The 22,277-nt window shown below is 36.7% G+C and carries 19 protein-coding genes; 12 read left to right on the forward strand and 7 right to left on the reverse strand.

Annotated features, from left to right (window positions below):
* The first annotated feature begins 126 nt into the window (after positions 1 to 126).
* Positions 127 to 387, forward strand: coding sequence for a chlororespiratory reduction protein 7 (locus ACM0OR_RS07560; protein WP_190705129.1), 261 nt, complete (start codon positions 127 to 129; stop codon positions 385 to 387).
* A gap of 205 nt (positions 388 to 592) precedes the next feature.
* On the opposite strand, the gene ACM0OR_RS07565 is transcribed toward ACM0OR_RS07560, so the two are convergent.
* The gene (locus ACM0OR_RS07565) at positions 593 to 1,138 is read right to left on the reverse strand and encodes a DUF2854 domain-containing protein (protein ID WP_414575707.1); all 546 of its coding nucleotides are present in this window, start codon (positions 1,136 to 1,138) and stop codon (positions 593 to 595) included.
* A gap of 163 nt (positions 1,139 to 1,301) precedes the next feature.
* Between ACM0OR_RS07565 and ACM0OR_RS07570 the strand changes: the two genes are divergently transcribed.
* On the forward strand, positions 1,302 to 1,484 hold the full coding sequence (locus ACM0OR_RS07570) for a hypothetical protein (protein WP_414575708.1): 183 nt from the start codon (positions 1,302 to 1,304) through the stop codon (positions 1,482 to 1,484).
* Between the two features lie 134 nt (positions 1,485 to 1,618).
* Here the strand turns inward: ACM0OR_RS07570 and ACM0OR_RS07575 are convergent, their stop codons facing one another.
* From ACM0OR_RS07575 to ACM0OR_RS07590, 4 genes are all read right to left on the reverse strand, one after another.
* Complete coding sequence (locus ACM0OR_RS07575; RefSeq protein WP_414575709.1) at positions 1,619 to 2,035, reverse strand: response regulator transcription factor; 417 nt, start codon at positions 2,033 to 2,035, stop codon at positions 1,619 to 1,621.
* Positions 2,036 to 2,189: 154 nt separating this feature from the next.
* Entirely contained in the window at positions 2,190 to 4,403 is a 2,214-nt protein-coding gene (gene ppk1, locus ACM0OR_RS07580) for a polyphosphate kinase 1 (RefSeq protein ID WP_414575710.1), read from the reverse strand.
* 195 nt (positions 4,404 to 4,598) lie between these two features.
* The gene (gene galE / locus ACM0OR_RS07585) at positions 4,599 to 5,633 is read right to left on the reverse strand and encodes a UDP-glucose 4-epimerase GalE (protein WP_414575711.1); all 1,035 of its coding nucleotides are present in this window, start codon (positions 5,631 to 5,633) and stop codon (positions 4,599 to 4,601) included.
* Complete coding sequence (locus tag ACM0OR_RS07590; protein ID WP_414575712.1) at positions 5,630 to 7,042, reverse strand: sugar transferase; 1,413 nt, start codon at positions 7,040 to 7,042, stop codon at positions 5,630 to 5,632. The genes galE and ACM0OR_RS07590 overlap by 4 nt, the downstream gene beginning before the upstream one ends.
* 676 nt (positions 7,043 to 7,718) lie before the next feature.
* On the opposite strand from ACM0OR_RS07590, the gene ACM0OR_RS07595 reads away from it, so the two are divergent.
* The 7 genes from ACM0OR_RS07595 (at position 7,719) to ACM0OR_RS07625 (ending at position 18,091) form a co-directional block, all read left to right on the forward strand.
* Positions 7,719 to 9,932: a GumC family protein gene (locus ACM0OR_RS07595; protein WP_414575714.1), complete on the forward strand. Its 2,214-nt coding sequence runs from the start codon at positions 7,719 to 7,721 to the stop codon at positions 9,930 to 9,932.
* 193 nt (positions 9,933 to 10,125) lie between these two features.
* A complete protein-coding gene (locus tag ACM0OR_RS07600; protein WP_414575715.1) occupies positions 10,126 to 11,490 on the forward strand; it encodes a flippase in 1,365 nt (454 codons plus the stop codon).
* A 114-nt stretch (positions 11,491 to 11,604) separates the two neighbouring features.
* Entirely contained in the window at positions 11,605 to 12,741 is a 1,137-nt protein-coding gene (locus tag ACM0OR_RS07605) for a polysaccharide pyruvyl transferase family protein (protein ID WP_414575716.1), read from the forward strand.
* 70 nt (positions 12,742 to 12,811) lie between these two features.
* Entirely contained in the window at positions 12,812 to 14,104 is a 1,293-nt protein-coding gene (locus ACM0OR_RS07610) for a glycosyltransferase family 4 protein (protein WP_414575717.1), read from the forward strand.
* Between the two features lie 80 nt (positions 14,105 to 14,184).
* Positions 14,185 to 15,531 carry a glycosyltransferase family 2 protein gene (locus ACM0OR_RS07615; RefSeq protein ID WP_414575718.1) on the forward strand — a complete coding sequence of 449 codons (1,347 nt, stop codon included), beginning with the start codon at positions 14,185 to 14,187 and terminating at the stop codon, positions 15,529 to 15,531.
* Positions 15,532 to 15,557: 26 nt separating this feature from the next.
* Positions 15,558 to 16,928, forward strand: coding sequence for a hypothetical protein (locus ACM0OR_RS07620; protein WP_414575719.1), 1,371 nt, complete (start codon positions 15,558 to 15,560; stop codon positions 16,926 to 16,928).
* A 92-nt stretch (positions 16,929 to 17,020) separates the two neighbouring features.
* Positions 17,021 to 18,091 (forward strand): glycosyltransferase family 2 protein, encoded by a 1,071-nt coding sequence (locus ACM0OR_RS07625; RefSeq protein ID WP_414575720.1) that lies wholly within the window; start codon positions 17,021 to 17,023, stop codon positions 18,089 to 18,091.
* 10 nt (positions 18,092 to 18,101) lie between these two features.
* Here ACM0OR_RS07625 and ACM0OR_RS07630 read toward each other — a convergent pair whose 3' ends face one another.
* Positions 18,102 to 18,668 carry a YdcF family protein gene (locus ACM0OR_RS07630; protein WP_414575721.1) on the reverse strand — a complete coding sequence of 189 codons (567 nt, stop codon included), beginning with the start codon at positions 18,666 to 18,668 and terminating at the stop codon, positions 18,102 to 18,104.
* Between the two features lie 391 nt (positions 18,669 to 19,059).
* Here ACM0OR_RS07630 and ACM0OR_RS07635 point away from each other — a divergent pair, with 391 nt between their 5' ends.
* On the forward strand, positions 19,060 to 19,371 hold the full coding sequence (locus ACM0OR_RS07635; RefSeq protein ID WP_323266687.1) for a hypothetical protein: 312 nt from the start codon (positions 19,060 to 19,062) through the stop codon (positions 19,369 to 19,371).
* Positions 19,372 to 19,501: 130 nt separating this feature from the next.
* Here ACM0OR_RS07635 and ACM0OR_RS07640 read toward each other — a convergent pair whose 3' ends face one another.
* On the reverse strand, positions 19,502 to 20,155 hold the full coding sequence (locus ACM0OR_RS07640) for a class I SAM-dependent methyltransferase (RefSeq protein WP_414575722.1): 654 nt from the start codon (positions 20,153 to 20,155) through the stop codon (positions 19,502 to 19,504).
* A gap of 99 nt (positions 20,156 to 20,254) precedes the next feature.
* Here ACM0OR_RS07640 and ACM0OR_RS07645 point away from each other — a divergent pair, with 99 nt between their 5' ends.
* Both ACM0OR_RS07645 and ACM0OR_RS07650 read left to right on the forward strand, forming a co-directional pair.
* Positions 20,255 to 21,343 carry a tetratricopeptide repeat protein gene (locus ACM0OR_RS07645; protein ID WP_414575723.1) on the forward strand — a complete coding sequence of 363 codons (1,089 nt, stop codon included), beginning with the start codon at positions 20,255 to 20,257 and terminating at the stop codon, positions 21,341 to 21,343.
* Positions 21,344 to 21,560: 217 nt separating this feature from the next.
* Positions 21,561 to 22,256 carry a uracil-DNA glycosylase gene (locus ACM0OR_RS07650; RefSeq protein ID WP_414575724.1) on the forward strand — a complete coding sequence of 232 codons (696 nt, stop codon included), beginning with the start codon at positions 21,561 to 21,563 and terminating at the stop codon, positions 22,254 to 22,256.
* Positions 22,257 to 22,277: the final 21 nt, after the last annotated feature.

Genomic DNA, 22,277 nt, shown 5'->3' on the forward strand with positions numbered 1-22,277 from the left:
TGAATTTTTCTGCAAAATGTCAGCAATGTGTCTAAAATTAAGATCAATACAAATAAGTTGGCGAGAGAAAGAAGTAAAAGGCAAACGGCAAATTAATTATATCCCCGCATTAAGTTAATCTATTTTATGCCTGATCCATTAATGTATCAACAGGATAATTTTGTGGTTTTAGAAACAAATCAACCAGAACAGTTTCTGACAACAATAGAATTATTAGAAAAGCTCAAAAGCGAATTGCAAAAAATTGATTTTAAAGATTTGCCATTTGAGTTACAACAGTTTGATTCTCCAGCAGCCCAAGCCCAACATTTAATTGACACAAGTTGTGAATTGGATGTGGGAATTGGCAAATATTTGCAATGGTATGCAGTACGTTTAGAAAAGTAACTATTCTGTCTAAGACATAGTTGTGACGGAAAATTTATCTAAATATGCCATACCATTTTAATAACCGTAAGGTAGGCAATGCCAATAACATAAAAATTAGAATTTCAGGACAGGAAAAAAATTGCCTACTCTTCTACAAGAATTAGCATTAAATAACTGACATCTTAACATCAGTTATTTAATGCCCACGCCTAATTCCTAATGACTATTTATCAGTAATCACGGCCAATTCAATTTGATTTTCATTGACTAATGTAATTTTTACCTCTATTTCTGGACCAAAGTATTTAGTCATTTTTTCTTGCTTTTCCTGCCAATCGCTAATTTGTATGGATGGCGAATCAAATTCTAAAATTAAGGCGTAAGCACCATTAATTTCTGTTTCCCGTAAACCTGTGATTATGGGTCTTTCGTCATCCGAAAGGCCTAGACCCAGATAAGAAAGCGCACTATCTAAATGGGCATCCTGTCCATAGCAATAGCGAGTAATATCTTTACGAATTTTATTTTGGGTAACAGTTGCTTGCTGTTCTCGCAATAATAAAACTGATGGTTGAGTTGGTTTGCTGAAGGGAATCGGCTTGATTTCATTAGCTTTGAGTGCTAATCCTCCTAGAAACAGTGGAAAGCCGTAGAAAAATCCCACTAAATTCAGTGTAGCGTTATCCGCAGCGTAAGCAACAAAGCCTACGATAATCAATATGCCACCGACGCTTAAACCAAGAGTTCCCAGAGAAATTTTACGTAACATAATCTCAGAATCGTATAAATTCTTAACACATCTAGCTTTATTATCATCAAATTAGGCACTAAATTTCCTGATGCGATCGCTAGTTGCCCTAATTGAGATGTGTTACAAGCATGGCTTTTTTGAGTTAACTTTAAACTTAGAGATAATATAAGGAGAAAAAACAATGGATTTACAGACACTCAAAGAGCGGATTGCGATCGTTGAAAGTAAACGTGAGTACCTACTGAGCCTTTTAGAGCAACCAAACTTGGGAATTTTGAGAGTTGACGTAAATCAAGCCTTGGAAGAACTAGATGAATTGATTGAAGAATTTAGACGTACTATTCCACAAACAGAGAATAATTAATCTGGTATGGCGGCTAGAGGCTAGTAAAGCATGGCATAAATCAATCTACCATTTCAAACAGGTAAAAGCCTTGAGATATAAGTCTGTTGAGTTTTAAATTTTGACTTTTGCCTTGCGATACTAGCTTCTTTTATCTACCTAGAAATAGAATTATTACCTGCACTTTTTCCTAGTTGCCTGACTAAAGCAACTAGTTCACTGGTAGGGACATCTTTTTTACAGACTTCATCAAAGTTAAACATTGTATTTTTGTCAGGCAAAGCAGCTTCTTCGACAGAAGAATAAGCCAATATCTGAGTTTTGGGAGAAAGGGCTTTAATATGTCCAGAAGCACTCCAACCATCCATAATTGGCATCTGTAAATCCAGAACAATCACATCAGGATGAAAATCTTTTACCATTTCTATAGCTTCTTGACCGTTACTAGCTAAACCCACAACTTGAATATTTTCCTGACCTGCGAAAGCTAATTTTAGTGTTAAACGAGTCAGTTCATGATCGTCAACAACTAAAACTCGTAAGGTAGAAGACTCACAGGAGAACATTAACATTCCAGGGAAAAAGTAAATACGATAATCCCTCTAGTTTATGGGAATAACTACTAACAACTACTCTATCTTATGGTTGAATAATTGGTACATAAGCAGAGGAATTGATAAAACTTCTCATAAAAAATTTGAAGTTTTGATAAAGAATGGACTTGATCTAATTATCTGTTAGGGAAGAACTTTTTTTGGTATCAATTAAATTTGCTGTTATCCCAGTTGAACCTAAGGCCATATTCATCAGTGTGTTTTGGGAGTGAGATTCGGGGCAATCATCTCCAGGACGGCGTTGAATATAAGTCCCATCACCTTGTAAATCCCAAGCTTGACGATTATCTGCTAGCATTATTCCCAATATTTCTTGCAAGTCTTTAGCAATATCTTGGTCTTTTATGGGGGTAATTACTTCCACTCGACGGTCTAAGTTCCGGCTCATCCAATCAGCACTACCAATATAAATTTCTTCTTGGCCATTGTTGTAGAAATAATACATTCGCGAGTGTTCTAAAAATCGGCCAATAATACTAATCACACGAATATTTTCACTCAAGTCAGGCAGCCCTGGACGTAAGCAGCAAATGCCTCGTATGATCAAGTCAATTTGTACGCCGGCGCGAGAGGCTTCATACAAAGTAGTAATAATTTGGGGATCAACAAGGGAATTCATCTTGGCCACAATGCGACCTGTGCAGCCGTTTTTGACATTGGTAATTTCACGATGAATTAATTCCAAAAAGCGATCGCGCATATTCACAGGCGCAACCAATAATTCTCGATAAGATTTCTGCCGGGAATATCCTGTCAAGAAATTAAATAAATCTGTAATATCAGCACCTAATTCTTCTCGACAACTAAATAAACCTAAATCTGTATATAGTCGTGCCGTTTTAGGATTATAGTTGCCCGTACCGATATGTACATAGCGGCGCATCCTGTCTTTTTCTCGGCGCACCACCATGACGGTTTTGCAATGGGTTTTTAAACCAACCAAACCATAAACAACGTGTACCCCCACCCTTTCTAATCGCCTTGCCCAGTAAATATTATTTTCTTCGTCAAATCGGGCTTTTAATTCCACCAAGACTGATACCTGTTTGCCATTTTCTGCTGCTGCAATTAAGGCATTAACAATTGGCGAATCCCCAGAAGTACGGTACAAAGTCATTTTAATGGCTAGTACATTTGGGTCGTGGGCTGCATGGGTGATAAAGCGTACCACTGTAGCTGAAAAAGATTGATAGGGATGGTGGACAAATAAATCTTTTTCTCTAATTACAGAAAAGAAATCTTTACCCTCTTCTAACTCCAACACATCGCGGTCTAGACTGGGTTCTCCTAATCGTTGCAAGCGCATCGGTACTACAGACTGGCGTGGTGGATCTTTGAGTTCTGGCAAGGGTAAAGCCATAAAATACATCAAGTCCCGCAGTCCTAACAGACCTTCCGCTTGGTAGACATCATTTTCTGTGAGTTCTAAATCTTGTAATAACCTAGTACGTATTGGTTCAGGGGTTTGGGATTGGATTTCGATACGGACAGGGTTTCCACCGATGCGGCGTTTTCGTAGTTCTTGTTCTATGGCGAGTAATAAGTCATCAGCTTCGTCTTCTTCTAAAGTCAAATCAGCATCACGCGTTATGCGGAAAGGATGATATTCCTGGATATTCATTCCTGGAAATAGAGACTCTAAATTATGGGCGATCGCCTGTTCTAAGGGTACACCAGTCCAGTTAGCTGGTTTGCCATTTTCCATATTAATGCCCAACTCCGGTGGTAGTGGCAAAAATCGTGGTAAGACGCTGGGAACTTTCACCCTGGCAAAAAATTCCTGGTCTGTGTCAGGATTTTTCACCAAAACCGCCAAATTCAAGCTGAGATTAGAAATGTAGGGAAAGGGATGGCTGGGGTCAACTGCTAAGGGTGTCAGAACAGGGAAAATTTGGTCTTCAAAATAATTATCTAGATAGGTGCGCTGTTTTTGAGTCAGGTTAATGTAATCCAGGATATGAATACCCTGACCAGCCAACAATGGACGGATAACTTGTTCAAATTGTTGGTGTTCTTTGCTAACTTGAGGTATTAGGTGTAAGCGAATATCATCTAACTGCTGTTGTGGGGTGCGTCCATCGGGGGTTAACTTACTCACCTTCGCTTCTACCTGTTGCTTGAGAGCTGCAACCCGTACCATAAAAAATTCATCTAAGTTAGAACTGAAAATTGCTAAAAACTTCAATCGTTCTAACAACCGTGTGCGTGGATCGCAAGCTTCATGTAATACCCGATTGTTGAATTCTAACCAGCTTAACTCTCGGTTAATATAATATTGTGGATTGTTTAAATTAATAGAATCAGAAGCTTTTTTAGATTTAGGCATAGCGATCGCTGGCTAGGTTAATGTAGCCCATGAAGATGGATAACAATACACATGGTAATTGAAATCTGGCATCCAGTGAAGCGGAGTAAAATATTGATCTAATTCCAAAAGCGAAACTTCCCCTGCCTATATGAAGATAGGGGAATTATCTGATGTAGTTAAATGGTTTGAGGACTTAAGTCTTTACGACAAAATTTATGCCACTTTTGGTTGAGTTGTCAGTTTGGGTTGAGCTATTGAGTTGGGTATTGCACCTTTCTGACGCATTTCCCACGCCAGGGTTGTATAAACTATGAGATCCAAATCATTATATTTGGGTTTCCATCCCAATACTTGACGGATTCTGTCAGCAGAGGTGATTACACAAGCTGGATCTCCAGGACGACGGTCTGTTTCGATGACTGGGAAATCTATTCCAGATATGACTTTTACCCGTTCAATAACTTGCCGCACGCTATACCCTTGTCCATAGCCGCAATTGAGAATTTGGCTTTCTTGTCCTTGTTCTAGGTAGCGTAAAGCGTCTAAATGTGCTGTCGCTAAGTCTTCAACATGAAGATAGTCCCTAATTGCTGTGCCATCTGGGGTGGGAAAATCTGTACCAAAAATGCGTATACCTGGTTGGCGTTTGAGTGCAGCATTACAGGCTACTCCGATTAAATGAGAGACATTTTTGGACATTTGCCCTAGTCTGCCGCCAGGTTCTGCGCCGGCGATATTAAAGTAGCGTAAAATTACGTACCGCAGAGATGAGGCTGTGGCGTAGTCTCGAATTAGCCATTCACAGGAAAGTTTTGAGCGTCCGTAGGGGTTAATGGGTTCGGTGGGTGTGGACTCGGTGACAGGATTGGTTACTGGTTGCCCATAGACGGCGGCTGTGCTGGAAAAGATGATTTGATTAACACCCATATCGCTACAACAACGCAGTAAGTTTAGGGTGTTACGGGTGTTGTTGGCGTAGTATTCCAGGGGATGAGCCACTGATTCCGGGACGTTGAGACTAGCAGCAAAGTGTAGGACGGCGGTAAATTGATGCTGGAAAAACACCCGGTAAAGAGTATCTAAATCTGCTAAATCCCCAATGATTAAATCACCGTGGAGGACGGCTTGGGCTGAACCTGTAGAACAATTGTCATAGATCACGACATCATAGCCGGCTGCACCCAATTGGCGGACTACGTGAGAGCCGATATATCCTGCTCCGCCTGTGACTAAAATTTTCTTTTTCATCTGCCTTTACCTAATAACACGACCCGGATGGTTTTGAAGGCGATCGCTAAATCTAAAAATGGTGAATAATTCTTGATGTAGTAGAGGTCATAAGCTAACTTTTCGTAAGCGTCTTCTACTGATGCGCCGTAGGGATACATCACCTGCGCCCAGCCAGTGATTCCGGGTTTGACGATATAACGCAAGTCATAGTAGGGAATCTCTTGTCGCAGTTTGATATCAAATTCTGGTCGTTCTGGACGAGGGCCAATTAAGCTCATTTCTCCTGATAAAACGTTGAAAATCTGTGGTAGTTCATCGATTCTTAACAGGCGTAGCCAGCGTCCAACCCTAGTAATGCGCGGATCATCTTCATGCGCCCACTGCACGCCGCGTTTTTCCGCATCCTGATACATGGAACGAAATTTGTAAACCCGAAAGGTTTGTCCTTTTAACCCTGTCCGTACTTGACTGTAGAAAAATGAGCCAGGGCTATCTAATTTGATGGCTAAGGCTGTCAGTAACATGAGGGGAAACAAACCTAGAAATAATAGGGATGCCAAAATTATGTCTGTGACGCGCTTGATTTTTTGACTGATGCTGCTGGATGTGAGGTGATACCCCGCACTAAAGACCAGCCAGTTATCTTGCAGTAGAGACGAGGGGAGTTTGTACCAGAGGTTTTCACAAATATCTGGGATACCGTAGATGGGGACACCAGCTAGGCGCAACTGCATCAACTGCTGCACCTGGATGTCAGATAATTCTGTTGGGGTGGCTACTACTACCCCTGACCACGCCTGCTGTGTCCATTGGGGTAAGTCATAGAGATTAGTCACACAAATCCGATGATTGTTAGCTAACTCATGGGTGTTTTGGTCTGGGGTTGCTAAGATGACTAGCCGACCCAATGAGTTGTGCTGGAGAAAAGTTTTGCCAAATTCGATGGTTTCTTTGTTCGCGCCTACAATTAGCCATCGACTATTTTGAGCTTGCGATCGCGCCCATTTTACTGCCCATATTCTTAAGCATATCGTCCAGATAGTCAATATACTCAGACTAGGGAGCAAAATTTGCCATTTCCACAAGGCTAGCTTTTCCCCATTCTCAATGATATGGAGGATGACAAAAAGGATGCAGCCTACGACTACATTAGTAATTAAAATCCGAGCCGGAGCGCGTAAACCGGAAATTTGGCTGTCTGGATGGTAGGTGTCTGCTAGATATAGCCCAGTAATGACTAGCAAGCAAAATAATAAATTAACAAAGGGGTCAACAGTATTGAGATTTTTATCCCAATTTATCCAAAACGTTAGAGATAAACTCAACACTAAACCGACAATATCCCCTAGCAGTAGCAATATACAGAGGATGTTGTGGGTTTGAGGTAACTTACTTCCTTGATTGCTAACACTAAGAGTAATCTGCATCTGTATGATTTCCAAAGATTAAAAATGGCAAAATAGGCATTATCAGATGGAATACCTGCCAGCCATACTGACCTTAGATAAATTGATAATCACAGCCAATAGCTGTTGTCAGACTAAAATTTTCTCAAAAGTCCAAGATGATAACGCAATTCATACAGTAGATTTCAACTTGATAAAGTATTTATATGCTTATCAACGTTGATATACACCCAAATATTCACTAGAAATTGATTATTTTAGTTCTATTACCTTATTTTTTATTACTAATTCTCACTATTTAGCTATGTGGATCTTACTTAAATATTTAGAGATAGCCAAAAAACTTTATTATTAGCAGTTATTAGTTAGCTATTATGCTCTTATAAAAAAATTGAGATATTTATCCCTAGCCTCAAAGGTATTGCTTTAGAAAGCAACCCTAATAAGTGCCGTAAAATTATTTTTCTACTTAAAAAAATCTTCTGAAAAATTAGTAAAAATACGTAGGATATCCAGACAAAAAAGCTTGATAATGCCTTATTAAAAGGAAATAAATTAGGGATTCGTATCTGCTAGCAAACTGAAATAATACCAAATTTGAGATTACACATGATAAATCGTTGTTATGTGTAGCCTTACAATCACATGGTATGCAATGAGAACTGATAGCTGAATAAATAAAATTATTAGGTGAATTATGCCTTCTGATCAAGAAGAACAAGATTTTATTAACTTTCAACAATATTGGTTAACTTTAAAAAGACGTTGGCTGTTGATAGCCTTGATTATCGGGTCTGTGTTTGGTCTGACGGGGTTGGTAACTTTCAGCCAAAAACCAGTTTATGAAGCCAATGGTAAACTACTGTTTAATAAGCAGAGTGGTGTTTCTTCCCTCACGGGTGTTAGTGAACAGGTGGGACAACTTAGTGGGGTGACAAACCTTTCCAACCCGTTGGAAACTGAAGCTGAGGTGATTCGTTCTAATACGATTTCTCTGAAGACTATTGCTGATTTACAGCTTAAGGATGCGGAAGGAAACCTTTTGGAATTGGATGCTTTTCTTCGTCTTTTGACGGTGAAAAGTGTACGCGGGACTGATATTTTACAGCTTTCCTACCGCAGTACAGATGCTCAAGAGGCGGCTAAGGTTATTAATTCATTGATGAGTGCTTATCTGGAAAATAATATTCTGGTTAACCGTTCGGAAGCAAGAGCGGCACGGGAATTTTTGGATAAGCAGCTACCTCAAGTGGAAGCCAAGGTTGCAGAATCAGAACTGGCTTTGCGTATGTTTAAAGAAAAATACCAAGTTGTTTCTCTGGGGGAAGAAGCCAAAGAAGGGGTCAAAGGGTTGAATGATTTATCCAACCAGATGACTCGACTTCAGGCGCAACTGGCGGATGCTAGAAGCCGTTCTGGTGCGTTGCAAAAGCAATTGGCTTTAACAACAAAGCAGGCTGTAGCACTTAGTACCTTGAGTCAGTCAAATGCTGTACAGCAGGTGTTAACAGAATATCGGAAGGTGCAAGACCAGTTAGCTGTGGAGCGATCGCGCTATACTGACGAGCATCCTATAATTGTGAATTTGTTAGAGAAAGAACAAGCTCTCAGACAGCATTTGGAGCGACGAGTTTCCCAAACTGTTGGTATTGATGAATCGGTAGAAGAGCAGGATTTACAAGTTGGACAACTTCAGCAGACTCTAACTACTGATTTGGTACAGATAGAGGTACAACGGTTAGGGCTGGAAAACCAAGTTGGTGTCTTGATGAAAGCCTTTGTGCTTTACCAAGCACGAATGAGAAGTTTACCCAGACTGGAACAAACACAGTTACGTCTAGAGCGACAGTTACAGGTAGCACGCACCAGCTATGAACAAATGCTGAAACGTTTGCAAGATGTTCAGGTGGTGGAAAACCAGAATGTTGGTAATGCTAGGGTGATTTCTGAGGCTTTGTTGCCTAAGAAGCCTATTTCTCCGCGTATCGCTTTGAATTTAGCTTTGGGAGGATTTTTAGGTATTTTCGCAGCTTTGGGAATTGCCTTATTACTAGAATCTGTGGACAAGTCTGTGAAGACCGCAGAAGAAGCCAAACGCTTACTCAATTATCCCTTGTTGGGTACAATTCCTGTTTTTGACCAAAAAGCGAGATTGGCTAATGGTGAAAAATCGACAGAGTTACCTGTACTCAATAACCCCTATTCTTCAGTGAATGCGGCTTTTGAGATGCTGCAAATTAATTTAGGTTTCACCCTTTCTGATAAAGAATTGAAGGTGATTGTCGTCAGCAGTTCTGTGATGGGTGAGGGGAAGTCTTTTATTGCGGCTAACTTAGCGGTAGCTACCGCCCAGATGGGTAAGCGCGTGCTATTAATTGATGCAGATATGCGTCGTCCCCATCAACATGAAGTTTGGCAAATACCCAATATGATGGGTTTGAGTAATGTTTTGGTGGGACAGTCCGAGTTTGCTAAAACGACTAAAGAAGTAGTGGTTAATCTAGATTTATTGACGGCTGGGACAATTCCGCCTAACCCAGTTGTCTTGCTAGATTCCCAGCGTATGGCTAGTTTAATTGCCCAAGCTAAGGAAGATTATGATTACATCATTATAGATACACCACCGATGAGTATGTTAGCTGATGCCATGATAGTTAGTAATTTGGCTGATGGTATGTTGTTGGTGGCTAGACCAGGTGTAGTTAATTCTGCGGCTGCTAAGGCTACTAAGGATTTGCTAGAACATTCACGAGCAGGCGTTTTGGGAATGGTAGTGAATGGTGTTGAGAGTGACCATTATCGTCATAATTACTACGATTACTACTACTCCAATTCTGGAGAAAAGCATTCTCGCAATAAAGATAAGATGAAGTCTGGCTTGAGTAAGATTACTGGTTTACGACTGCTTTGATTGGTTCACAGTTAAGATAAATCAGTGTTATCTCTGAGGTGCTTCAATATTTAGATTGTGTAAAGTCATGGGCATTAAATGAAGTTAATACAGTTGATTCATGATGCCTAATGACTAATAACTAATAACCTATCTAGCTTTAAGTAGCTTGTAGACAGTCTTACTTTTTGCAAATGGCTTAGGAGATAACACCTTGTGGCAATCACCAAACAAGTTAGCTGAACTTTCCCTAAAAAATATTCAAAAAAGATTAGATATAAATCCGGAATTACAAAAACTAATTAGCAACACAATTTGGCTTTTTTGTGAACGGGGGTTACACCTTTTATTAGCCTTATTTATAGGAGTATTATTAGCTAGATACCTAGGAACAGAACAATTTGGAATCTATAATTTTGCAGCAGCTTTTCTAGGTATGTTCTCCCCTTTTACACAATTAGGACTGAACGGTATACTCACTCGTGATATTGTCAAAAAACCAGAAATTAAAGATGAGATTCTTGGAACTGCTTTTCTCTTAAGATTATTTGGAGCTTTATTAACTCTTGTTATTGCTTTAATTTTTATAAGATTCTTGCGTCCCAATGACTTAAATGTACAATTACTTATTCTTTTTTTATTAATTGGTAACTTTTTTGATCCTTTCCAAATTATAGATTTTTGGTTTGAATCCAAGGTTTTATCTAAATATGTGGTTATTGCCAATAGTTCCGCATTATTAATTTTTTACGGTTTAAACTTAACGCTAGTCTTAATTAAAGCTCCTCTAATTACATTTGCTATTACCTTGGCAATCAAACCGCTAATTAATAGTATTTTTCTGGTTGTTGCTTATCAATATTGCAAAAACAAATTATTAAATTGGAAATTTAATTTTGTTCAGGCTAAAATTCTCCTATCTCAGTCATGGCTTTTAATTATCTCTAGTTTCGGAGCAGTAATTTATCTAAAGATAGATCAAATAATGCTGGCGCAAATGACTACAGTTGCCTCAGTAGGAATATATTCAGTTGCTGTTAGATTATCAGAAGTTTGGTATTTTATTCCAACTGCTATTGTTGCTTCCCTTTTTCCTTCCTTAGTAAAAATTCGAGAGCAAGAAAGAGAAATTTATTATACTAAGCTTCAGAAAATTTATGACTTGTTAGTATATACTGCACTTGTACTTGCCATCCCTATTACATTTCTGGGGACACCAGTGATTAAATTACTATACGGTAATGCTTATGAAGAAGCTGGATTAATTCTTTCTATCCATATTTGGGCATCAGTATTTATATTTATGCGCGCTCTCCTCAGTAAATGGCTAATTGTAGAAAATATGTTTATATTTTCCTTCGTTACTCATGCCTCTGGTGCAGTTATAAACATCCTACTCAACTTCATATTAATTCCCCAACTAGGCGGCGTAGGTGCTGCAATTGCTACGGTACTAGCTTACGCTACGGCTTCTTATTTTGCACTGTTTTTTCACCCCAAAACTTGGGAAATGGCTTGTATGATGACGAAGGCATTGCTTGCACCAATAAGAAATATAAGAAACGGAAATGTACATTAATTATTTTAATCAACGCATAATTATGTTAATTTCTTTAGGCTGTCTTCAATCTTGTGGAATGGTTTCTTACTTTCAAAAAAAGTCTTTAAACCAAATTAGGATATATAACTAATCATGAACTTTTTAATACATGGTGTTAATTTTAATAATAAAGGATCTGAATTAATGCTATATGCTGTAAAGCAGCAGGCAGATCAGTGGAATTATAATTGTTATTTAGAATTAAAATTTGGTAGTTTTGAACAGAGAAAACAAGCTGGGATTGGTCATTTTTTTTGGCTAAAGTCTAATAAAATACCTTTCGCTGGTACTGGTTTAAACATTATCGGAGGTTTGACACCAAAAAGTATTCGGAAAAACTATAATATTCTTCTAGAATCAGAGATTGACGTTGTAATAGATGCGTCTGGATTAGCCTTTTCAGAACAATGGGGATCTGCTGTAACTGAATCAGTTTCTGAAAAGTTTTTTCGATGGAAAAAACAAGGTAAAAAAATTATATTATTGCCTCAGGCATTCGGCCCATTTACGAGCAATAAAATTAAAAAAGCATTTACTAAAATCATTGAAAATGTTGACTTGATATTTCCTAGAGATCAAATATCATATGATTATGTCAGTCAATTATCAATTCCTACAGAACGGGTCAAAATAGCTCCTGATTTCACAAATTTAGTTTCAGGAATTGAGCCATTATATATAGATAAATTAATTAATAAACCTTGTATAGTTCCCAACTGTCGAATGATTGATAAAACCTCCACTGAGCTAGGTAATAATTACATATCATTTTTAAAGTTATCTATACAATACTTACTAGAAAAAGGATTAGAACCGTTCATACTAATTCATGAAGTATATGATGCTCAACTTGCTGAAGAGTTACAATTTAACTATGAATTGCCTATAGTTAAAGAAGAAAACCCTCTATTTCTGAAAGGGATTATAGGCAAATGCAATTTTATGATAGGTTCGCGTTTTCATGGACTAGTTAGTTCGCTCTCTCAAGGAATACCCTGTATAGGAACAGGATGGAGTCATAAATATCAAATGTTATTTCAAGATTATAATTGTTCCGAATTGCTTATTAATATCAATGAAAATGTTTCTAAAAACCTGCAAAAAATAGATTTATTACTTGATGAGTCCACAAGAAATAAGATAGTTAAAAAGATAGAGTTTGCTTCTCAGAGACAAAAAATTTTAAGCAACCAAATGTGGAATGAAGTTGCAAAAGAACTTGGTGTTTAAATAAAAAAATCATAAAAAATATCTTCTTAAGCCATAGTAAATAACTTGAATAAATTTGATAATTTATAGAATGAAAATTTTACATCTTAGTACAAATGATATTGATGGTGGTGCGGCTCGTGGAGCATACTGGCTTCATCAAGCATTAATTAAAGCTGGTGCTGATTCAACTATGCTTGTTGCACAAAAAAAGAGTAATGACTTTACTGTTATAGGAGCAGAATCCAAAATTCAAAAAGGTATAAATTTATGTAAACCTACTATAGATAGTATACCAACGCTTTTTTACAAAGACAGAATAAATACAACATTTTCTCCCTCTTGGTTATCCACAAACACCAATAATCAAATTAAAAAAATAAATCCAGATATCATTAACCTACATTGGATTTGTGGTGGATTTTTAAACCCCCAAAGTTTTAATACCTTCGGAAAACCTATTGTATGGACATTACGAGATCAGTGGGGCTTTACGGGAGGATGTCATTATTCTGGCACTTGTGAAAAATACACACTTAATTGTGGAGCTTGTCCACAACTAGGATCTAATCAAGAAAATGATATTTCCAGGCACCTTTGGCAAAGTAAACAGAAAAATTGGGTACATTTAGATATAACAATTGTTGCTATAAGCCAGTGGTTGGCAGAATGTGCTAAAAAAAGTAGTCTTTTCAAAAATAAAAGAATTGAAGTAATTCCTAACGCACTAGATGAGTTAAAATTTAAAACTATTAACAAAAAAACTGCTAGAGAAATACTCAATTTACCTTTAGATAAAAAAATTATTCTCTTTGGTGCTATTAATGCAGTAATAGATGAGAGAAAAGGATATCAATATTTAATACAAGCTTTAAGAAGTCTATCTAATAAAGGCTTTAATGAAATATCAGAAATAGTTGTTTTTGGTTCAAGTCAACCAAAAGAAGCACTAGATTTAGGCATGAAAGCTAATTATTTAGGCAGGCTACACGATGATACAACTCTGGCTTTAACCTATGCTGCTGCCGATGTAACTGTCACACCTTCGATTGAGGAGGCATTTGGTAAAACAGCGATGGAATCCTTGGCTTGTGGTACACCAGTAGTTTCTTTTGATTCAACAGGTCTTAAAGATATAGTTGAACATCAACACAATGGATATCGAGCAAAATGCTTTAGTTCTGATGACTTGGCAAATGGAATTGCCTGGGTAATAGAAGATCAAGAACGACATCAAAAACTTTGTGATAATGCTCGTGATACAGTTATAAATAAATTCACACTAGAATTACAAGCAAAAAAATATTTATCTGTATATCAAGAAATTGTAGAAGTTAATCTTTTAAAAAATCAACAGTTGAATTATCATAAATGTCTACATTAATTGAATTACAATTTTAGAATTATAACTAGGGATATTTATATTAATATCTTTATAAGCAAACAAGAGTTATAAATAAAAAAGTGAAAATTTTTAAAAGTTTATTAGAAATTGAGCCGTATTTAAATTTTCTCAATAACATAAAATTACCAAGCAAATTATTTGAAATTATCAAGGTAGAACAGCATAAAACTGATGATATGCTGGGTTGGCATGGTTTAGCTTCTTTAACTTGCCTAAGTGAAACTAATGAAATATATGATATTGATATTCGTTACGCTTGGTCTCACTCCATATTCAACCAAAATCTGGTAGATCACGGATGGAATGAAACTATTCTTTTACAAAAGAAGGTTAGAGGTATTCCTTGTAAGCATAAAATTATTATTTATATATGTGATTATTTTATGCCAATTCATGAGAAACAGAGACTTGAAAGAGTCGAAACCCGTTTCTTTATTGGTTGCTACTGGCAGAGTATATGGCATCTATATTTACAATTGCCTTTTAAGCATCCCTTTGAACATCAATTACATAAGGCTGAACACAAAGATTCTGAAGAACTATTCTTGTTTAACTATACACCAGTAATTATTAACCAACATAATAGTCAGATTAGGACTGTATTACTATTAACTGATAGACCTAATCGCCAAGGTGAAGGAGGATTACGTAAGCATGGATTATACAAACACTCTACTAGAAATAAACCTTTAATTTCTATAATTACAGTTGTGTTTAATGGAGAAAAATATATAGAACAAACTATTCAATCAGTTATTAATCAGTCGTATAAAAATATAGAATATATTATTATTGATGGTGGTTCTACAGATAAAACAGTTGATTTTATAAAAAAGTATGAATATTACATTGATTATTGGATAAGCGAACCTGATTTAAATATATATGATGCTATGAATAAAGGCTTGATGTGTGCTTTAGGAGAATTTGTAAATTTCATGAACGTTGGAGATATTTTCTTTAACGATAAAATTATTGAATCTCTCAATCTTCAGTTTCCAAAAACTTCTATATGCGGGCAAAATTTATTTTTTAGCAATTTTGTAGATGGACTAATATATGTCAAAATGCAAAAAAAAAATTTACCTCATCAATCATTATTTATGAAACGAAATGATTTTGAAAAAAACATATTTAATCCTAAATATAAATACTGTGGTGATACTGAGTTATGGAGTCGTTATGATGCTATCAATACAACCAATCAAATAGTATCAATAAGCAGATTTGGTGGTGTTTCAACATCAAGTAAATATTTAATACCGAGAATGTTCGAACATTTTAAATTTCAACAAAATAAGCTAAAAACTCTATTACGCTTCATTCCAAAAATCATTGTAGCTTTTTTATTAAATGACATTCTCCAAGAAATTATCTATTTTCGCTTAAAAAGGCGAATTAAATAACATCTATTTTTAGACATAAAAATACCATGACATTTTTAAATAAAAATTTTTTACTCAATGCAGTTTTCCTACTTTCTTTTTTTCCATTTATTAAATTTATTCCATTTATAACTGCTGAAGTCCAACCATTTGCAACATTTTTTGCTGGTATGTATTTAATAGCTTTTAGAAGAAAAAAAATACCTGAATTATACGTGCTTTGGTATTTAATAATTATTTTTATATACTTGTGTATTGCCTTAATTAAAAACTTCATAAATCCGTATAGTGAAGTTACAATTTCTCATATTTTGGAATCAACTTTTATATTTTTAACTCCATTAATTATATTTCTTGCACTTTTTAATAACCTGACTCTACTCTCAGTTAATTGTTTAAGGTTTTCTATATATTCTTGGTTTTTTATCAGCATTTTACAACAGTATTTTCCATTTGTTTTATCAGCAACTGGTGTCTCTTCTATTTTATCTTCTATAATCTCAAGATTTTCAGATGAATCATTGGGAGGTTCAAGAGGTGTAGCTGGATTCGCTCCAGAACCTTCATATGCTTCTTTCATTATTATCTTAATGTTTGCATTTAGTATTTTTATTTATAAAATACACAAAATACATAAAAATGAATTTAAATTAATGCTTCTTGCCTGCATTATTATGGCTTTTTTAAATCGTTCAGCTAGTATTTTTAGTTTATTTATAATATTTTATATATTTTATAATTTAATATATTTATATCAAAATATATTAAATTTATTTAAATCTAAAAATTCATCCCAAAAACTAAAAAAATTTGTCTGGGTATCTTTATTAATATTAACTTCATTCATAATATTCTGGTTATTACCAAATATTATTATTAACTTACTGCCAAATTCAAGGATAGCCGATTTACTTTCAGCATTCTCATCTTTGCACCAGCAAAAAAAAATTGGCCTGTCTGATGTTTTAGAGTTAACGAATAACCTTGGTAGCCAGCGATCAATCAGCGTATATGTTGGATATTTTAACGCAGTTGATACATATGGGTTTGGTTCTGGAATTGGGTCTTGGGGAACTAATTTCTTAGATGCTCTAGAAAAATCTGGATTTAATCCCTCGGAAATTAAGTTTTTTATATATAATGGCTTCCGTAACTCAAAACCATATGCTTATGCCGCTTTGCTAGCTTTTGATATGGGTTTTATTGGGTTAATTTCTCTCTCAACGATATTTATCATTGCTATTATCAGAAGATTTAGAATTAACCGTGAGGTTACGAAATATGCCTGGGCTTGCTTAGGCTTATCTCTATTTATATTGTATTTCAATTGTGTGGCATCACTACCAACAGGTTGGTTGATGTTTTTAATTTTCCTACAAGATCCTAAATCTGTAACCACTTCTAACAGTGATAATTAGCTTAGAAAAAGTCAACATATCAACAGCTTCAAATCTACGAATTAATTGATATTTTCCAGTTGAATCAATGAAAATTACATCTTAAATTAGCTATGTTAAATCAATTTTTTTTGAATTCACTACCTACTATTTCATTAGCCATTCCCTCGTACAATGAAGCTGGTAACATAGAGTACATCATCACAGAATTCTTAACAACTAAATATCCAAAACTAATTGAAGTAATTGTGGCTGATGGTGGCAGCACTGATAGGACTCAAGACATTGTTAAAGAACTTTCCTTAAAGGATTCTAGAGTCAAGCTGCTACACAATCCGTTAAAAGTTCAATCTGCTGGTTTAAATCTTATCTTGCAAGAATGCACTGGTGATATATTTCTCAGAGCTGATGCTCACTCTGATTATGCACCAGACTATATAGAGCGATGTGTAGAAGCATTATTAGGGTCTAAAGCTCTGAATGTGGGGGGCGCACAAAGATTTGTGGCTAAAACTCCCTTTCAGGCAGGGGTTGCATTAGCTTCTAAAAGCTTTTTAGGCAGTGGCGGAGCTAAATATAGAAATCCCAATTACAACGGATATGCTGACACAGTGTATTTAGGATGTTTTTGGACGAAAGAATTGCGCGATGCTTCTGGTTTTGATATTTCACAAATTACTAACCAAGACGCTGAATTAAATCAAAAATTACTGAATAAGAATCCACAAGCTATTTATATTAGCTCAAATATTCGTGTATGGTACTATCCCAGAAAAACCTGGAAATCTATTTTTATTCAATACTTCAAGTACGGCAGAGGACGTTACTTAACTACTATTAAACACACAAAGCAACTGCAACTGAGAGGAAAACTACCATTTTTATTTATATCAGCCACACTGTTGTTATCGCTGACTGATTTTATCGTTCCTCATTTATCTCTACATACAGAAGCGTTGATTTTGAGTGGCTTACTTTTTATATTCGGGGAAAGTTTACGCACAACTCTAAAATTTAGTAAAAGCTTTACTACAGAGTTATGGCGGGGTAGTGAAGAACTTCCTTCTTATTTCAGTCTGTGGTTTTTCTGTGGAGTTACCTTGCTAACCATGCCAATTGCTCACTTTTCTGGCTACGGATATCAGCTATTTAGGTGTAGATTTCTAAAAATTACAGGTTGGTAAATCAAAGAGATTATTTCAAACGAGAGTTAAATCTAGCAGCACTGCGCCCAGTCGCAATCCATAAAAACGATCGCCCTCCATCTCTTAATACTCTTACCAATGATTCTGATGGCTGATTTTGAGACGCTATAGTCACGGGTGTAACTACAGTTCCCTGACTACCCAAAACTATGGTTGCGATCGCCTGCGCCCTGCGTATATGATAATCAGACGTAATCAAATATATATGCTGTAACCTCTGGGCAGCAAAATCTTCTGCCAAAGTCGTGAAATTAGTTACCGTATCCGTTGCTCTTCCATCCAAATGCAACTTCGCTTCGGGAATACCATACTGTAGAAAAATTTGGCGATTAACATCTAAATTCCAAGCAAAATCAGAAACCCAAATATCTAAATTCTGGTGAGATTGCCAAAATTGTGCGGCAAACCGCATCCTCTCAGCCGCACCACCCAACACAAATATAGCCTGTGGTAGGGGGGATTGACGAAAAGCGATCGCCATCCTCACCGGAATTATACTGGTCAATATCAAGGCGATCGCTAAAATTAACCACATTAATCTATGCTTGCGTTTCATTCAAAATGCTCTCACAGACTTAGATAATCTGGGATAAGAAGACAAATGAAACCGCAGCATAGCATTGTTATTCAATTTAACTATAGTTGTTATGGAAAAATGAATCTAACTTCACAGTAAATTTGATGGAAAATTTCATTTTAATTTTTATATTGTTAATGCTGAGTCTTGCTAACGATTAAAATTGTTACAATAAAGAAAGCCATCTCAGCGTGTAAAATTAAAATCTATTAATTGATAGCCAGTCAGCTTCTTAAGCCAACTGTTCTCAGCAGCATATCAGTGACTGTAGTTAACTTTTAATCTTATCTAAAGATACTCACTTAGATCCATACCAATTATATTCTTATAGAATATCTTGCAAGTAGCCTTTTGTAGGAGTAAAGAGATTATGTCTGTATCGATCAAAGAAAAGAAATATTGTAAGTGGTTTTGGGATGAATCCCTTGGTGGTGACTTTGACACTTGGGGTACTAGTACCTACTTTATCGAATTAACGTTAGTAGGGAATGATTTATGTCCTACCAGACAGATAGAGGTTTACGAAAATGGTAACGTTTTGTTTTATGACGACAACCATTTTGCCGATAATTATGGAATGTTAAGCGATAAACCTTTAGAAAAGAAGGATTTACAGGAATTTGGCATTACTAAAGCAGAGTTTGAATTAGTGTGGAGTACAAACACACCCATGAACAGATGAACCCGTCTAAATTAAGCTGGTGAAGTTAGCTTTATTGTAGTTGGATTGATTCTGAGAAATCAGAGACAGCCCAATTTATTCACCAGCTAGTACCGTTACGCAGAAGTCATAGACGCGAAGGTGGTAAAGTTCAACTGCGTTTAGCCGTCCAATGGCGATCGCTTGATTGATAAACCTGCAATCCAACTAAATCTGCTGCTACAATCAATTCATTCACTTCATCTATTGTCAGTGCTGCTAGCAGAGAATCACGAAATAATTTCTTTTGGTGGTCGTCGTATTCCTTCCCAATACTTTCAACTAAAGCATTCGTTGTCATTACATCCTGTGGACGGACTAAATCCCGTAAGAAAATCGCACCTTGAGGTTTCAAAACACGCTTCAATTCCCTAAAGAACGGTAATGGATTGGGTAAATGATGGACAAGGCTATTAGAAACAACTAAATCAAAGCTACCATCCTCATAAGGTAAATTTTTTGCATCCACCAATTCCAAGGAAATTTTTTCTTGCAGCCCAGACTGCTGAACATGGTATGCAGCAAGTTGCAGCATATTTTTAGCCATATCAATAGCGATAACTCGCCACTGAGGACGCATTTGACACATCAAAACTGGAATCCGACCAGTACCAGTACCAGCATCCAGCACCAACCCTTCTGATTGTATTCCCAGAGTAACTACTTCTTCTACAAAGGTAGTATTCACCTCTGTAAAATCCATAGCATCATATTCGATAGCTTCCTCCCAGCTATCCATTACTTCCGGTTCTAATTGTCTGTGCATAGCTAATTTTTCTATTTACTTGACTATATGACTACTGACATAAGTGACTAGATTTTTGGGAACAATATACGTATCACCACAGTTAGCAGGAATTGGTCAATGTCACAAGGGGAACATAATAACAGCACCAAAAATACCGTTCCTGTGGAAGTTGCGAAATACCTCAAACCAGTCAAACGCAACACAATTACCTATGAATTTGAGCAAGGTTCGCCAGAAGAATTACTGCTTACGCAAGAGAGTGACAACAAATTATCCGCAGCATCCCACCTAATGAGGCAAGGGATTCAGCAGCAGAAAGCAGGAGATTTGATCACAGCCATCAAATATTTAAAACAATCTCTAGAGATGTTTCAACGGACTGGTGATGCACAACAAGAGCAAGTACTTTCTTTGTTGGCATTAATAACCTACACTTCTGGAGACTATCAAAACACTATAACTTACTCTCAACAATGTTTATCTTTAAAAGATACCTCAGATCCATCAGTACGGATACAAGTGCTTTCTCATTTGGGGAATGCTTACCGTCATCTTAACAATTACAATAAAGCGATTGAATTTTTAGAAGAGTGTCTGAAATTAACTCAGCAGATACAAGATAAACGCAGTCAAGTTGCGGCTTTAAATAATTTGGGATTGGTGTATAAAGCTTCTGGCAATTTTATCAAGGCAATTGAGTATCAGGAGCAAAGTTTAGAAATTGTACAGGCAATGCAAGATAATTGGGGCATAGAGCAAGTTCTCAAAAACTTAGGTAATGCTTGGTATGGTTTGGACAACTACCCAAAAGCGATCGCCTATTATGAAAAATGTGTCAAAGTAGCCATTTCCCTGAATAATCCCCGCAGTGCTACTCAAGTGCTAAAAAATTTGGGTAATGCGTGTTATGCAATAGGCGACTACGCCAAAGCAATTAAGTATTATGAAAAGCGTTTGCAGTTAGCCAGACACCTCAAAGATCAGCGTAGTGAAGAACAGTCCCTTGGTAGTTTAGGCGTTGCTTGCGAAGCTTTAGGCAACCATAGCAGAGCAATTACATACTATGAAGCCCGCTTGTTATTAGCTAGAACTCTTAAAGACCGTCGCATTGAAGAACAAGCACTTGCTAGCTTAAAAATTGCTTGCTATGCCTTGGGTGATTATGCTAAGGCTATGCAATACCAGCAAGGGATGGGGGAGAGGTGACAGGTGACAGGTGACAGGTGACAGGTGATATTTTTTTTTTCAATTGTCAGTTAACTTTCCTTTGCTGCATCACGCCTTGAATTCGCTGATACAATAGAAAGTCTAGTCAATTTTAGTATTCAGTAACAGTATTTGTCTGAGAAATATTTCTAAACAACTATAGCTATATTTAAATTTAGACAAGTTTGCTGGTGCTGACTCCATTACCCAGATTTTCATGAGCAGCGAAATCCAACTCAGCCTCTTTAATGAAGAACCCAATTTTAACCAAAAAGAGCTGATTCCCAAAGATCCAAAAATTCCCATTCCACCTGGAACTTATCCCAATATGACGGAGTTGGCACAGCATTGCAATCAGTGCCATCGCTGTGAATTAGGTAATACCCGTACCCATGCCGTAGTTGGACGGGGAAACCTCAAAGCACCAATTATGATTATCGGAGAAGCACCAGGTCAAAGCGAAGACGAAACAGGTTTACCCTTTGTCGGTAGGTCAGGGCAGTTGTTAGAAAAAATCTTGGCATCAGTTAATCTAACTACTGAACATGATGTATATATCGGTAATATAAATAAATGCCGTCCACCGAGTAACCGAGTGCCGACTCCCGACGAAATGGCGGCTTGTTTACCCTATTTATTAGAACAAATCCGCCTTGTTGACCCCAAGATTATTTTGTTAACAGGTGCAACAGCAGTTAAAGGTATCACCGGCGATAAACGAGGAATTACTAAAATTCGTGGTCAGTGGCTAGAGTGGGAAGGGCGTTTCTGTATGCCTATTTTTCACCCATCTTACTTATTGCGTAACCCTTCCAAAGAAAAAGGTAAGCCTAAATGGTTGATGTGGCAGGATATCCAGACGGTACGCTCCAAGTATGATGAAATTACGGGCAACAGTGGTAGCAATATTTAAATAATTGTGGCAATTGTGGCG

It is taken from the genome of Anabaena sp. CCY 9402-a, assembly GCF_963920945.1.
Lineage (GTDB): Bacteria > Cyanobacteriota > Cyanobacteriia > Cyanobacteriales > Nostocaceae > Trichormus > Trichormus minutissimus.